Here is a 14,115-nt window from a genome sequence, read left to right on the forward strand (position 1 = left end):
CTCAGTAGGGTTTTCTTCGTTCGATTGCTAATTATAAGACGTGGTAGCCGCTGTCTACGTGGAGAACTTCTCCTGTGATGCCGCGCGACATATTGCTGAATAGGAAGACAGCCGTGTCGCCGACTTCTTCAGGTGTCGTGTTGCGTCGCAAAGGTGCTTTTTCTTCGATTTCACGTAAAATCGAATTGAAATCACTGACGCCTTTAGAAGACAATGTACGGATCGGACCGGATGAAATCGCATTGACACGAATTCCGTGCTTGCCGAGGTCTGCCGCTAAATAACGAACGGACATTTCAAGTGATGCTTTTGCAACACCCATGACATTATAGTTCGGCATGACGCGCTCGCCTCCGATGTATGTCAACGCAACGATGCTGCCGCCTTCTGCCATCAACGGCTTAGCATGTTTCGCAACGATCGTCAGTGAATACGAGCTGATATTATGTGCGAGCAAAAAGCCGTCGCGAGATGTATCGGAAAAGTCGCCGGATAGTTCTTCCGTTTTCGCGAATGCGATGCAATGCGCAAGTCCGTCGATTTTGCCGACACTTTCCTTAATGTTGTTAAAGCATTTTTCAACATCTTCATCACTTGTCACATCACATGGCAAAATCTGCTCGTGATTGCCCTCTAATGTAGCGACTAAATCGCGAACGGATTTTTCGAAACGCTCGCCTGCGTATGTAAAGATTAAATTTGCCCCTGCTTCATCAAGTGCACGAGCGATTCCCCATGCGATGCTCCGTTTATTGGCCACACCCATAATGACATACGTTTTATCTTTCATTGAAATCGACATATTCCAACCTCCTATTATTATTACCTGGTACTAATAATACCCCATAAAAAAAGAAAGTGCAATTGCACTTTCTTGATTTACATTCAGAATAATATTGAGTGGATGTTTATAATTGCGACAAAAATGTAGTCGCCAATCCTAAATAAATCAGAATGGAAATGATGTCATTCAAAGTGGTGATAAATGGTCCTGATGCGACGGCCGGGTCAATCTTCATCCGGTGAATCAACAATGGGATAAATGAACCGGCAAGTGTAGCCACAAAAATCGAGCTCGCAACAGCAGTGCCGACTAGAACGCCGATGAGCAGTTCCGATTTCCAGAAATAGACGAGACCGATGACGACGATTCCGCATACTACGCCTGTGATCAAGCCAGTCCCCGCTTCACGGAACAATAGTTTCATTTTGCTTTCTTCTTCTATATCACCTGTCGCAATCCCGCGAACAGCAACCGCAAGCGCTTGTGTCCCGCTGTTGCCGGCCATTCCGGCAATTAAGGGGATAAATACGGCAAGCAGTGCCACCTGGTCGAGCGTCGCTTCGAACATGCCCATCAAATTCGCCGTCAACATCCCAAGAAATGTCAGCAAAATTAACCAAGGCAAACGCTTTTTCGCCGCCGTCAGTGGGCCGCGGTCAAAGGTATCCATATCTGACACGGCAGCCAGCTTGGAGTAGTCATCAGATGCTTCTTCATCCAATACATCGATGATGTCATCTACCGTAATGATCCCGAGCAGATGATTCTGAAAATCGACGACCGGCAAAGCGAGAAAGTCATAATCCTTGATCATGCGGGCGACTTCTTCTTGATCTTCACTCACTTGAACACTGACAACACGGTCGTTCATGATCGACTCGATCAAGGTATCTTCATCGGCGACAATCAAATCGCGAAGTGTCACAATGCCCGATAAACGGCGATCTTCATCGACGACGAAAACATAATAAATCGTTTCTGCATTAGGTGCTGCATTGCGCAAAATGTTCATCGCTGAACGAACTGTCGAATTCATCGGTATCGCCACATACTCTGTAGTCATAATTGACCCTGCAGTATATTCCTCATAATGCAGCAAGTCTTTAATTTGCTTGGAGGATTCCTTGTCCATGATGGTCAAATAGCTAGCGACTTGATCTTTATTCAATTCATTGAGTACGTCAACTGCATCATCCGTAAACATATACGCGAGAATATCCGCTGCATAGCGGGTATCCATCTCTTTGAATATGTCTTCGTATTCGTCATCATCCACTTCGATGGCCTCAAAAATATCGGCCATTTCTTTCGGAGAGAGATACTGATAGAGCAATTGCCTCGTGCCTTCATCCGCTTTTTCATAAAAACTTGCTTGGTCATATGGATGGTGTGACAAAAATTCTTCGCGGAATGCTTCGACGTTTCCTTGTTGCAGTAATTCGATCATCAATTCTTCGTTTAGTTCTTCGTCGCGGATCAAAGTTTCTTCCATCTTGCGTCTCCCTCCTTTCAATCTTCTCAGCATTTTTCCTTTCACCGATGCGTTACAATTAACATAGCAAAGCATATATAGGAGCTGATAAAGTTGAAATATGATGTTATTGGTGATATTCATGGGTGTTTTGAAGAGCTGATCGACTTGATCGCCCAACTCGGATACCGATTCCACAACGGCATTCCGCTGCATCCAGATGGCCGTCATCTCGCCTTTGTCGGAGATGCCATGGACCGTGGACCGGATTCACTTGCTGTCTTGCGGCTGCTGTTTAAAATGCAAGATGAAAACATCCTTTACTATTCCCCCGGAAATCATTGCAATAAACTATATCGTTTTTTTAAAGGCAACCGCGTTGAACTGCTGCACGGGCTCGAAATCACTGTTGGGCAATGGCGCCAATTGGATAACGCCGATCAGAAAAAGTTTCGGGATCGCTATATCCGTTTTTACGAAGAACTCCCACTCTATCATCAGCTATCCCATGACTTGATTGTGGTCCATGCCGGGCTTCGCCATGATATGATCGGCAAAACGCTGAACCGCCATATCATCACTTTTGCGCTGTACGGGGAAATCACCGGAAACTACCATCCGGATGGCCGGCCGGTGCGTGGCAATTGGGCTCGCAGCTATAAAGGCAAACAATGGATTGTTTACGGCCATACACCCGTCAAAAAAGCATATTTCAAAAACAATACCGTAAATATCGATACTGGTTGTGTGTTCGGGGGTGCTCTAAGCGCAGTGCGGTTTCCGGAAGTGCAACTGTTCAGTGTAGAGTCAAAGCAGCCCTACCAGGAAGACCGCTTCCATCAATACGACTAAATCAATCTCTGCATGTCTTCGGCCAAAGCAGACGAGAAAGCCATGCGCTCACCCGTTATCGGATGATCCAGCTGCAGTTCTGTGCAATGCAGGGCTTGCCTTGCAATTACATCTACTCCACCACCGTAAAGATCATCGCCTAGCAGCGGGTGGCCGATATGGGCCATGTGGACGCGGATTTGATGGGTTCTGCCTGTATTCAGTTTGAGGCGGATATGGCTTGCGCCCGTTATTGTCTCAACTAGCTTCATTTCGGTTTCCGCAAATTTCCCATCGGCCCTCACTTCCCGTTCGATGATGCTTCCTTCCTTACGTCCGATAGGTGCCGTAATGGTCGCCTTTTTTTCGGCAACTTCACCGTGTACGAGCGCTTCATAGCCACGGTTCATCCGCTTTTCCTGCTGCTGCATAGAGAGCAAATGATGAATATGGCGATTTTTGGCGATGCACACCAGCCCAGAGGTGTCTTTGTCGAGACGTGTGGCGATATGCAGCGTAGAAGGTACGCCATGCCGTTCGAAATGGCCTGCCACAAAGTTTGCCAGGCTGCCGAGCGGCTGGTCGCGCGAAGGAATCGTATTTTGGCCTGATGGTTTTTCTACAATCAGCAACGCCTCATCCTCATAAACGATCGACAGTGGGCCTTTCTCAGGAGTTAATCCTTTGCCGTTCGCTTCTTTCGGAAAAACAACGGTCACGGCATCCCCAATTTCAAGCGGATGCCTGACCGTCACTTCCGAACCATTGACCAATAAATGGCCTCCGCTGTATTTCACAGAAGCCAAAGTTCTTTTGGAAATGCCATAAGATTTGAGCGCGTCTCGCAAAAGGACGCGCTCTGTTGCCGTAAAGTCAACTTGAAAAGCTTTCATGCTGTCAATCCTCCGATAAGTCACTGTCAATGAATGAATCATGCACGCGGCGCCAGAATGGAAAAGCACGGAAACGCGCAAATTGCACTTTTTCTTTAGCCACTCGGTATTCAATAGACTCTACATCTTTCACGAGTACTTGAAGATGATCAATTGTCACCATGAAATCAGGGGCTTTTACAGGAAGCAAGGTACAGCGGTGATGCGATGGCAATACGAGCGGAGAACCTACCGTCCGGAACACGCGGTTGTTAATTGATGCCATCTCCGTCAACTGCATGGCAGGCAAAGAGGGATGAATGATCGCTCCCCCAAGGGCTTTATTGTACGCAGTGCTGCCTGAAGGGGTCGACATGCACAGCCCATCTCCCCGGAACCGCTCAAAATGACTGTCGTTTAAAAACACATCCATGACAAGTGTGACATCTGGAGATTTGACCGTCGACTCATTCAATGCCAAATAAACCGACGGCTCTTGGTCATTGCGGTAATTGACCGTGACTTCAAGCAATGGATAATCGATGACTTCAAAGTCTTTTTTGGCAATCGCTAAGACAAGCTTTTCCATTTCCACCGGTTTCCAGTCTGCATAAAAACCAAGATGACCTGTGTGGATCCCGACAAAAGCTACTGAATCCAAGCGATCTTTATATTTGTGGAAGGCGTGAAGCAAGGTGCCGTCGCCGCCGATGGACAAAACGATCCGTGGATTTTCTTCGTCCCATTCCATTCCAAAATCCTCTAAGTATGTACGGGCATCGGCCATTAATCGATCGGATAATTTATCACTTCTGGAAATGATATAGTATTTCATGATTTTTTTCGCCCTCCTTCCATATCGTTCGGGAACCTCGTCCCAGGCGACTCCTTAAACTCTGAGAAATATGCCTGCGCTTCTTGGATTTCATCCCGGATCTGCGACATCTCCTCATCTAATTGGAATGCCGCTTCTGCCGCACGCTGCAGCCGGAGCTTGATTTCTTCCGGGAACACGCCTTTGTATTTATAGTTCAATGAATGCTCAATCGATGCCCAAAAATTCATTGCCAATGTTCGGATTTGAATTTCGGCGAGAATCAGCTGTTCGCCGTCTATTGTTTGTACCGGATATTCGACGATGACATGGTACGACCGGTAACCGCTTTGTTTCTCTTGTGATATATAATCTTTTTCCTCTACAATCCTCAAGTCATTGCGCTGACGCAGGAGCTCCACTACGGTTTCAATATCCCCCACAAACTGGCACATCATGCGCAATCCAGCAATATCTTGCAAATTGCGCGCTAACTCTTCTGAGGGTTCGAACAGCAAGCCTTTTTCCAAAGTTTTATCATATATGCTTGCCAGCGGCTTGACGCGCCCGGTGACAAACTCGATCGGTGAATTGGTATTATTCGTTTCAAATTGCTTGCGCATTCCTTTGAACTTCACTTTCATTTCATCAACAGCTTGTTTATAAGGCGCTAAAAACCGATTCCATTGCCCCATGCCCCATCCCCCCCTACTACCCGATCCGTATCGATCAAGCAATCTTGCCCGTTACAGGGTCTCAATTCTCATACCGTTATTTTACCACAGCAAGCCCATGCGTTGCAGATTGCATCCAACTAACCGATAATGAAATTAATCTTGAATATATATTTGTGTTTTGGTTCTCTATAGGTCTTCGGCTAAACCAATCAAGCTTTTTCGAACTTACATTTGAAGTGGGATCTTTGCGCTTCGTTAAAGCGGAATTAAAGGGGTAAACATATGTCAAAAGAACTCGAAATCGAATTTAAAAACATGCTGACAAAAGAAGAATATGTGAAGTTGCTAGCGGATACGCAAAAAACACCGATCAGCCAAACCAACCATTATTTCGATACACCAGATTTTCAGCTGCGGGGTAAAAAATCGGCATTACGTATCCGCCAGATAGAAGAACATTACGAATGCACACTTAAAACTCCGGCTCCTGCCGGCAATTATGAAACGACCGATAAATTGACTTCCGCACAAGCTGAGGACATTCTAAAAGGGAAGCAATTTGATGCCCCGGAGGTCCGTGCAGAACTGGAACAATTGAACGTATCTCCCGCTGCACTGAAATTGATCGGATCGCTGACTACCTATCGCGCCGAAATTGAATATGCAGGCGGGCTCCTCGTGCTCGACCATTCTCAATATTGCGGCATTGAAGATTTCGAGCTGGAATACGAAGTTACAGATGAAGCGTCCGGCAAAGAAGCTTTTTTCACGCTGTTGAAAGAAAAGGCGATTCCCATTCGCCCTGCGGATAAAAAAATTGCCCGTTTTATGGCGGCTGCACAACAATATTAAGGCAGCAACCCAAACGTCCAATATGCGATTTGTTTGAGATATTTACCATGCGTTGATAGAATGGATTTACAGCAATCACAAAGGGGACAAGATGATGACTGGAAAACCGCTAATTCCGTACGATCAAATCGGTGCGGAAACATTATCAAAGCTAGTGGACGCATTTTACCAACGCGTCTCAGCACATCCAAAACTTGCGCCCATTTTTCCAAATGACCTGTCCGAGACAGCTCGAAAGCAAAAACAATTTTTGACACAATACTTGGGCGGCCCGAATATCTATTCAGCAGAACATGGACACCCGCGGTTAAAAGCGAGACATCATCCATTTCCAATAACACCTGACCGGGCTCAAGCCTGGCTTGAATGCATGAGTGAAGCGATGGATGAAGTAAATCTCAGCGGCCAATTCCGTGAGACCTTTTACAATCGCCTTGTCTTAACCGCGCACCATATGGTGAATGATTACGACAGTGAGGAGGAGTTGGAGTGAGCAACCTGGATCTGGCAGAGAAAATCCTCGACCATACAGCGCCTTGCAAACCAATGGAGCTATATGTGTTTATGGATCCGATGAACCCGACATGTTGGGATCTTCAATCCATCATCCGCAAATTGCAAATTGAGTATGGCCATTACTTTTCGATGCGAGTCGTTTTGAGTACCCAATTATCTGCATTGAATACAACGGTAAAAAGTTCCGATATGAGTGAAGGAAACTTAGAGCATCCCGCATTGCCATCTGTTGCCATTAAAGCGGCCGAACTTCAAGGCAAGCGTGCCGGCAATCGTTTTCTCTATAAACTGCAAGAACATTTATTTCTTCAATCAAGAAATGTCACGTCTTACGATGTGCTGCTTGAAATTGCACAAGAGGCCGAATTGGATCATGCAGAGTTTAAGGACGACTTCCATTCCGTTCACAGTGCCAAAGCATTCCAATGCGACTTGCGCATCACGCGTGAAATGGAAATCACTGAAGTGCCGAGCATCGTTTTTTTCAATGAATGCATCGAGGACGAAGGCGTCAAAGTTTCAGGCCTTTATTCATATGACGTCTATTTGACCATCTTACAAGAAATGTTGGGAAAAGACCGGCTATACCGGCAGTCCCCGCCTTCTCTCGATGATCTGTTCACGAAATATCAAACAATGGCTACCCATGAAGTTGCCAGCATCTATAATATTTCAGAGCAAACAGCAGAACGCGAACTGAAAAAACAAGTACTTCAGCAAAAACTAGAACGTATTCCATTGCAAGACGAAACCTTGTGGAAAGTAAAATAGCCTTGTCCCCTTCGAGGGGCAAGGCTATTTTACTGTTTTCATGAAAAAGCGAAAGGCGCCTTCCACGTCCGGAAGGCGCCTTTCTATATCTTACACAAAGGGGATGGGAGAAATGTTCACGCTCAAACAAAGGGGTGTATGTTTGTATGTGATTTATTTCACAACCTAATAATATCACGGCATAATAGTTAATGCAATAAATCACATACATTTTCACAAATCCGTCATAATTTCAAGCGCTTACATTTTAAAACACTAAATAAAAATTATTCTTAAATACTTATTTCTGATGCAATGGCTAGTTGCAATAGACGCCTCCACTTTTTTTACTATGCTGTGCAATAATATCACCAAAAAACCTTCTGCAAATTTTCTGCAGAAGGTTTACGAAAAAGACAGTTTATTTTTTCAACAGCAATGCTTCAAGCTCTTCAAGCTTTTGCTCAAACACTTTGCAAGCTTCTTCGACTGGTTGCGAGGATGTCATATCAACGCCCGCTTTTTTCAAAACTTCAATCGGGTAATCCGAGCTGCCTGCTTTTAGGAACTCATTAATATAGCGTTCAACAGCCGGCTCCCCTTCTTCAAGGATTTTTTTGCTCAGTGCAGTTGCTGCACTGAACCCTGTGGCATATTGGAAAACATAGTAATTATAGTAGAAATGCGGAATCCGTGCCCACTCAAGGCCCACTTCCTCGTCCACTGCCGTCTCTTCACCAAAGTATTTTTTGTTTAAAGAGTAATATACTTCCGTCAAGCGGTCGGCGGTCAATGCTTCTCCGTCTTGATCCATTTGGTGGATTGTATGCTCAAACTCAGCAAACATTGTCTGGCGGAAAACCGTTCCGCGGAATCCATCCAGCCAATGATTCAACAGATAGATCCGTTCCTGCTCATCTTCCGTTGTTTGGACCAGATGCTCATTCAACAGTGCTTCATTTGTCGTGGAAGCCACTTCAGCGACAAAGATTGAATAATCGCCATAGACATACGGCTGATTTTGGCGCGTGTAGTAGCTATGTACACTATGGCCGAACTCATGCGCCAAGGTGAACAGATTGTCTACATTATCCTGCCAATTCATCAAAATATATGGATTGGTTCCGTATGCGCCTGAAGAATATGCGCCGCTGCGCTTGCCCTTATTTTCTTTCACATCGACCCAGCGGTTGTCGATGCCGGATTTGACGATACCGACATATTCTTCACCGAGCGCGTGCAAGCCATCAATCATCATTCCCGTCGCTTGTTCGTAAGGAATTTCCATTTTGACTTCCTGGACGAGCGGTGTATACATATCATACATATGGACCTTATCGACACCGAGCACTTCTTTGCGCAACGCTACGTAGCGGTGAAGCAAATGAAGATTATTGTTGACTGTTTCGACCAATTGATCGTACACAGCTTCCGGAATGTGGTCATCCGACAAAGCGGCTTCGCGTGCCGATGCATAATTGCGGATTCTGGCATGGACATTGTCGCGCTTCACATTGCCGGACAAAGTCGACGCAAAAGTATTGCGGAACTTGCCGTAGGTGGCATATACCGCTTTGAAAGCGTCTTCCCGCACACGGCGATCTTTACTTTCCATGAAGCGGATGTAATTGCCGTGTGTAATCTGTACTTTTTCACCGTCTTCGTTTTCGATTTCAGGAAATTCCAAATCGGCATTATTAAGCATGCCGAATGTTTCAGAAGAAGCACCGACCACTTCGGACAATTGGGCAAGGAGCGCCTCTTGTTCAGCCTTCAAGACATGCGGTCGCATCGTATTGAGTTCTTCTAGTGCGTGCTTATAAAGCTGCAAGCCTTCATGCTCAGCAACATACGCATTCAATTTCGACTCATCGAGCGATAAAATCTCAGGCGTCAAAAAGGATAGTCCCGCTCCGACTTTCGCAAAAAGCGACTTGATACGGCTATCCATCGCCTGGTATGTGGAATTTGTAGTATCTTGATCGTAGCGCATATGGGCATATGTATAAAGCCTGCGCAAACGTTCGGTTAGAGCATCTTTGTAGCTGAGCGCTTCAAACAATGCAACCGCACCATTCTTCAATGTTCCTTCATACTGCCCTGCTTTCTCAGCCAGTTTGGCCACCTCAACAAACTCTTCTTCCCATTGTGCATCGGTTGCAAAAATATCTTCCAAGCGCCAAGTCAATTCCGCCGGCACTTGATCTCTCGTCAATAATTTCTCTGTCATCTGATTGCCTCCTCTATCCCTTTGTTTCGGGAAACGAATTACACCTTATTTTCTCAATTTTCCCACGCTTTTGCAAGCGCCTGATAGGAAATATCCACCATTTCTGCAGAGGATGCCTCTTTTGAAGCTTGATAGATGCTTTCATAAAGCCGAAGCAAGCGATATACCTTCTCACGCTTGCCAACTGAGGAAAGCCGAATGCTTTCTTTGTCGAGCAAGTCTTCGACGGGCTTTCCCGAATGAATCATCAGTGCTGCTTTCATTTGCCAGACCAAAGCATGTTCTGTAATCCAATGCCCGCCCGGTAAAGGCAGCCCGAAAATCTCTGGTACCGCTTGTTTATCCACCTGCAATTCATATGTCAATCGCCAAAACGCATTGCGCATTCGATTCCTTGCAAACAATTGAGAGCGGATATATTTGTTTCTTTCTAAACGAAACATTGCAGCCATTAACTCGTATTCGGATTTCCCCAATCGCTTAGGGATAGCAAAAGGATAAGTTTGGTGCGCCATATCAAGAATGGATGCTTTTCCGACCCAGCGGTTGCCTTGAAGATAAAATAAATTGGAGAAATAAATAAAGAGGGATTTTTTGGGGTGAAAAGAAAGTAGATGCGGCATGTCCTCATCGCCAAGAAACATTTCCCGTTCGAATGGGCGGATTTGAAAAATGCCTGGCCCTGAATGCGGAATTGTTTCGGTGCCGCGAATCCATATAGGTTCGATTTGAATAGAGCGGTAGCCGTTGCTACGCTTTGACACGTGTTCGGCCGTCAGCACACTGCATTGAAACTCCAATGCATCGCTCGCCACTAACAGATCTGCTCGTTGCTTAATATCGGGAATGTACTGTTCTAGACGCGGGGATAGCTGTTGTTGTTGAAGAAATGAATACAGACGGGATTTTCCGAGCAAGTGCAGCAAAGTTTCAGGTTCGTGGCTTTGCTTGCAAGACTGGAGGTGTGCAAAATGGGGGATTTTTGTAGTTCCAACTTTGAGGATGACCTGGGCTTCGCAGTTCGGGCAATAAAACCGGCTCGTTCTGCGCAGTTCAAGTAGTTGCGCGCGTGTATGATGTTCCTGTAATACAAATAACGCTTGTTCGTGAAGCGCAGTCAATATATCAATCACTCTCCTTTTTCTCAGTCTACGATTGACTGTTAAATTGTGCAATAAAAAAAACCTCCTTAAAGGAGGTTTTTAACCGAAATAATGCAGCACATTTGAAAGCGCATCTTCTTTAAAAATCGGCTTTCCGTATTCTTCCAGACGGTGAATCGTGACTGGAGATTGCTGCAAGTATTCCGTAATGACGCTCAATTGATCTTTCATATCTTTTTCAGAATGCAAGATTTCATCGAACGAAATGTGCAAGAAGTATTTTCCTTCAAAGTGATAAAGTGCTGTGTCGAGCGGGATGTACATCAACCGTTTCGCAATCGGCAACAACTCTTCTACTTCGGAGAGCATAAACGAATATTCGAGTTTTTTCTTATCGGTCTCATCATAAACCGGCTCGAACTCATCAAACTCCTGCGAATCCACTTCTTCGCCCGCAAACATTTTGCGGCGTTCTTCTATGTCATCCGGCAAATCAAGTTTCTGCCCATCTTTTGTTAGCTGCGCTCGTGTGACAGTGACCTCAAGCCCCTTATCCATAGCTTGGACTTGGATCCACAACGGTCCTTCCATAACGAAATCGGCTTCTTCGTTGACCTCATCCATCATTTCCCAGAAGAGTTCTTCGCTTTTATCTCTATTAAACCATATTTCGTCACGGCTAAACCCTCGCTCTTCGACATCGACATAGGAAATGTAAAATTTCACTGTGTTGTCGTTAATGCGTTCTATTTCCATTTTACACCTCTCCTTTTCGGATCGGACTAAGAGGAAATCCCTCAAAAGCCGTGATTTATTTCTGCCTTTATTATACCTTTCCTGTAGGACGAAAAACATTTTTATGCCTATAGGCGATATAGAAGATAATTATCTACGAGTCTAATCGAATCGACTGACTTTTGCAACTAATCAAGATGATAAATCCGTTTTTTTGCAAATACACTCTTCCGCTTAAGCATGAAATAAATTGATTTCTATAGCTGGATAAAGAAAAGCCGCCCATAGATCCCTTATGACAAGCCATAAAGTCCGGACAGCTACTTTCAAGTAGTTCTAGTTATTCTTAATTGACCATGCGCTGAGCTTCTAGCAATTGATATGCGCGCACTTTACGTGGTAGGAAACGACGAATCTCATCTTCGTTATAACCAACTTGCAGACGTTTCTCATCCATGATGATTGGACGACGGAGCAAGCCCGGATGCTCTTGAATCAATTCGTAAAGACGTTGCAATGGTAAGCTCTCTACATCCACATTTAATTTTTGGAAGATTTTCGAACGTGTCGAGATAATCTCGTCAGTACCGTCCTCAGTCATACGAAGAATTTCTTTGATTTCACTTATAGTCAAAGGTTCAGAGAAAATATTGCGTTCTGTATATGGAATATCGTGTTCTTCCAGCCACGCTTTAGCCTTGCGGCAAGATGTGCAGCTTGGAGAAGTGAATAATGTAACCATCATAATGGAGCACTTCCTTTCGGATTCATAGATGTTAAATGTAATCTATTCTTAAATTAGAATCACTATTGTTTAGAAGCTCTACAAACATTATACAACATTAAGCTTCAGGTTTATATAGCTGTTCGCAAAAAAATGTAAAAAACATTGATTCTGTCACATTCTCGCTATATTTTTTGCCAGATTGTAAAAGTTATACAATAGAATTTTACCCGCTTCTGTTATCAATTAAACATCAATCAGAAAAAAATATTCTCATTTACACTGATCTAGTTAAACTGTTCCTTCTATTATATAGTACGTTTTATCAGTGAAAAGGTTTCAATTGCGAGAGGATTCTTCACCGACACGAAAAAAAACGCCTCTGCCGGAAATTCCGGCTTGAGGCGTTGGCTTTATTGTTGCGGGGTATAATTGACATTCGGCGAATAGCGGTTTCCTGCATTCCATAACAGGAATTCATCGATCCCCTGCTCGTTCAGTGCGAGAATTTGAGCTTCCACTTCTGCTGTGCCATAGCGCATATAATTGCCAGCCCCTAAATAACTGGCGGTGAAATCTTGCAGCCACGGCCGTGATACCGGTGCAGCTTCGAGTTGGCCTAACACCCTATTTTCCACCTTGGCATATTCTGCAACCAATTTATATGGCTCAAGATCTGGTTTAGCAATGCCGAAATACGAAGTCCAATGGCTCGGATAAATCATCGATGAAATGACGTCGACATTCTCAGAGATTTTAGAAAAATTCTGTCCGATTCCCGGCGCTTCCGGCAATGTCGCAGCATAACCGAAAATATCAACAGACACATCCACGTCGTACGGGCGCAGCTGTTCTCTTGCGTAGGCAACGAAATCTGTGACAGCCTCCACACGGCGTTGTACGGTATCTAAATCTGACTCTGCGTACTCTCCCATGGAAAAGTCCAACTCTTCTCCGCGCCATTCAAAGCCCTCGGGGAAACGTACGTAATCAAACTGTATTTCCTTAAACCCAAGTTTGGCGGCTTCGATGGCCACCTCTACGTTATAGTCCCACACTTCTTTCAAGAATGGATTGACGAACGCTTCGCCGCGGCGATTTTTCCATACCGTACCGCCATCCGTAAACGACAAATCCGGCCGCTCTTCTGCGAGTAGAGTGTCCTTGAACACGACGACCCGGGCAATCGGATAGATCTGCTTTTCTTCCAGATGCTCCAACATCGCGCGCGGGTCTTTAATCAAAGCTTCCCCGATGCCAAATTCAGCAAGTGGGGATGCCTCATCCGGTACATACGTTAAATGCCCCATATCTTCTTTAATATCAATGACCATAGCGTTCAATTCTGTAGAGTCAACCAAACTTACAAGCGAAGGGAATCGTTCCCCTCCTGCTGAATTTCCAGTGACAAAAATCCCGCGAACTGCATCCGGATACTCAAAATACAATCCCGAGTCGAACTTAAAACGATCGGAAGTTCCGAGAATGCCTGAGTCAATTTCACTTACTTCATATGTACGCGTCGAAAAGTCCTCTACCGACATTTCAGCTGCATGTGCAGTATTGCCGATACTTAACAGCACCGCTGTTGCAGCAAGCCATTTAATGGATTTCATAGAGTTTCACACACCTTTACCGCTTTTTCTACAGTTTACCATTTAACGCAACTTTTGGCAGGTTAAACTAATTAATTAAGAGAGCTTTCAATAGGTTTTTGTTTATTAGCACGCCATTTTTTGTATCCTAAAAAAGAGGG

Annotated in this window: 14 protein-coding genes; 4 read left to right on the top strand and 10 right to left on the bottom strand. The window is 44.8% G+C overall.

Going from position 1 to position 14,115, the window contains the following annotated elements; translation table 11 throughout:
* Positions 1-31: 31 nt before the first annotated feature.
* Positions 32-802 carry an enoyl-ACP reductase FabI gene (fabI, locus tag ACFO5U_RS07195; RefSeq protein WP_377277950.1) on the bottom strand — a complete coding sequence of 257 codons (771 nt, stop codon included), beginning with the start codon at positions 800-802 and terminating at the stop codon, positions 32-34.
* Between the two features lie 106 nt (positions 803-908).
* Positions 909-2,231, bottom strand: a complete 1,323-nt coding sequence (mgtE, locus tag ACFO5U_RS07200) for a magnesium transporter (protein WP_377279472.1) — start codon at positions 2,229-2,231, stop codon at positions 909-911.
* 138 nt (positions 2,232-2,369) lie between these two features.
* Between mgtE and prpE the strand changes: the two genes are divergently transcribed.
* On the top strand, positions 2,370-3,107 hold the full coding sequence (prpE, locus tag ACFO5U_RS07205) for a bis(5'-nucleosyl)-tetraphosphatase PrpE (RefSeq protein ID WP_377277952.1): 738 nt from the start codon (positions 2,370-2,372) through the stop codon (positions 3,105-3,107).
* Here the strand turns inward: prpE and ACFO5U_RS07210 are convergent.
* The 3 genes from ACFO5U_RS07210 to yjbM are packed head-to-tail and all read right to left on the bottom strand — an operon-like array spanning position 3,104 to position 5,467.
* Positions 3,104-3,979, bottom strand: a complete 876-nt coding sequence (locus ACFO5U_RS07210; RefSeq protein ID WP_377277954.1) for an RluA family pseudouridine synthase — start codon at positions 3,977-3,979, stop codon at positions 3,104-3,106. The two genes, prpE and ACFO5U_RS07210, sit on opposite strands and share 4 nt — an antisense overlap.
* Positions 3,980-3,983: 4 nt before the next feature.
* Positions 3,984-4,793: an NAD kinase gene (locus tag ACFO5U_RS07215; RefSeq protein ID WP_377277956.1), complete on the bottom strand. Its 810-nt coding sequence runs from the start codon at positions 4,791-4,793 to the stop codon at positions 3,984-3,986.
* On the bottom strand, positions 4,790-5,467 hold the full coding sequence (gene yjbM, locus ACFO5U_RS07220) for a GTP diphosphokinase (RefSeq protein ID WP_377277958.1): 678 nt from the start codon (positions 5,465-5,467) through the stop codon (positions 4,790-4,792). Before yjbM ends, ACFO5U_RS07215 begins: the two co-directional genes overlap by 4 nt.
* 264 nt (positions 5,468-5,731) lie before the next feature.
* Here yjbM and ACFO5U_RS07225 point away from each other — a divergent pair, with 264 nt between their 5' ends.
* The 3 genes from ACFO5U_RS07225 to ACFO5U_RS07235 all read left to right on the top strand — a co-directional run bounded on the left by ACFO5U_RS07225 (position 5,732) and on the right by ACFO5U_RS07235 (position 7,588).
* Positions 5,732-6,301 carry a CYTH domain-containing protein gene (locus ACFO5U_RS07225; protein WP_377277959.1) on the top strand — a complete coding sequence of 190 codons (570 nt, stop codon included), beginning with the start codon at positions 5,732-5,734 and terminating at the stop codon, positions 6,299-6,301.
* A gap of 94 nt (positions 6,302-6,395) precedes the next feature.
* The gene (locus tag ACFO5U_RS07230) at positions 6,396-6,794 is read left to right on the top strand and encodes a globin domain-containing protein (RefSeq protein ID WP_377277961.1); all 399 of its coding nucleotides are present in this window, start codon (positions 6,396-6,398) and stop codon (positions 6,792-6,794) included.
* A complete protein-coding gene (locus ACFO5U_RS07235) occupies positions 6,791-7,588 on the top strand; it encodes a ClpXP adapter SpxH family protein (RefSeq protein ID WP_377277963.1) in 798 nt (265 codons plus the stop codon). The genes ACFO5U_RS07230 and ACFO5U_RS07235 overlap by 4 nt, the downstream gene beginning before the upstream one ends.
* Before the next feature lie 400 nt (positions 7,589-7,988).
* On the opposite strand, the gene pepF is transcribed toward ACFO5U_RS07235, so the two are convergent.
* The 5 genes from pepF to ACFO5U_RS07260 all read right to left on the bottom strand — a co-directional run bounded on the left by pepF (position 7,989) and on the right by ACFO5U_RS07260 (position 13,975).
* Complete coding sequence (gene pepF, locus ACFO5U_RS07240; protein ID WP_377277965.1) at positions 7,989-9,797, bottom strand: oligoendopeptidase F; 1,809 nt, start codon at positions 9,795-9,797, stop codon at positions 7,989-7,991.
* A gap of 53 nt (positions 9,798-9,850) precedes the next feature.
* Positions 9,851-10,972, bottom strand: coding sequence for a competence protein CoiA (locus tag ACFO5U_RS07245; protein WP_377277967.1), 1,122 nt, complete (start codon positions 10,970-10,972; stop codon positions 9,851-9,853).
* A gap of 27 nt (positions 10,973-10,999) precedes the next feature.
* Entirely contained in the window at positions 11,000-11,656 is a 657-nt protein-coding gene (gene mecA, locus ACFO5U_RS07250) for an adaptor protein MecA (protein ID WP_377277969.1), read from the bottom strand.
* 325 nt (positions 11,657-11,981) lie between these two features.
* Positions 11,982-12,377: a transcriptional regulator SpxA gene (gene spxA / locus ACFO5U_RS07255; protein ID WP_008429739.1), complete on the bottom strand. Its 396-nt coding sequence runs from the start codon at positions 12,375-12,377 to the stop codon at positions 11,982-11,984.
* A 395-nt stretch (positions 12,378-12,772) separates the two neighbouring features.
* Positions 12,773-13,975 carry a putative glycoside hydrolase gene (locus ACFO5U_RS07260; RefSeq protein ID WP_377277971.1) on the bottom strand — a complete coding sequence of 401 codons (1,203 nt, stop codon included), beginning with the start codon at positions 13,973-13,975 and terminating at the stop codon, positions 12,773-12,775.
* Between the last annotated feature and the right edge of the window lie 140 nt (positions 13,976-14,115).

Origin of the sequence: Planococcus dechangensis (genome assembly GCF_042654465.1) — a bacterium.
GTDB lineage: Bacteria > Bacillota > Bacilli > Bacillales_A > Planococcaceae > Planococcus > Planococcus dechangensis.

Coding starts and splice junctions, on each gene's coding strand:
- fabI (WP_377277950.1), bottom strand. CDS start 802: ATGTCGATTTCAATGAAAGATAAAACGTATGTCATTATGGGTGTGGCC.
- mgtE (WP_377279472.1), bottom strand. CDS start 2,231: ATGATCGAATTACTGCAACAAGGAAACGTCGAAGCATTCCGCGAAGAA.
- ACFO5U_RS07210 (WP_377277954.1), bottom strand. CDS start 3,979: ATGAAAGCTTTTCAAGTTGACTTTACGGCAACAGAGCGCGTCCTTTTG.
- ACFO5U_RS07215 (WP_377277956.1), bottom strand. CDS start 4,793: ATGAAATACTATATCATTTCCAGAAGTGATAAATTATCCGATCGATTA.
- yjbM (WP_377277958.1), bottom strand. CDS start 5,467: ATGGGGCAATGGAATCGGTTTTTAGCGCCTTATAAACAAGCTGTTGAT.
- ACFO5U_RS07225 (WP_377277959.1), top strand. CDS start 5,732: ATGTCAAAAGAACTCGAAATCGAATTTAAAAACATGCTGACAAAAGAA.
- ACFO5U_RS07230 (WP_377277961.1), top strand. CDS start 6,396: ATGACTGGAAAACCGCTAATTCCGTACGATCAAATCGGTGCGGAAACA.
- pepF (WP_377277965.1), bottom strand. CDS start 9,797: ATGACAGAGAAATTATTGACGAGAGATCAAGTGCCGGCGGAATTGACT.
- mecA (WP_377277969.1), bottom strand. CDS start 11,656: ATGGAAATAGAACGCATTAACGACAACACAGTGAAATTTTACATTTCC.
- spxA (WP_008429739.1), bottom strand. CDS start 12,377: ATGGTTACATTATTCACTTCTCCAAGCTGCACATCTTGCCGCAAGGCT.
- ACFO5U_RS07260 (WP_377277971.1), bottom strand. CDS start 13,975: ATGAAATCCATTAAATGGCTTGCTGCAACAGCGGTGCTGTTAAGTATC.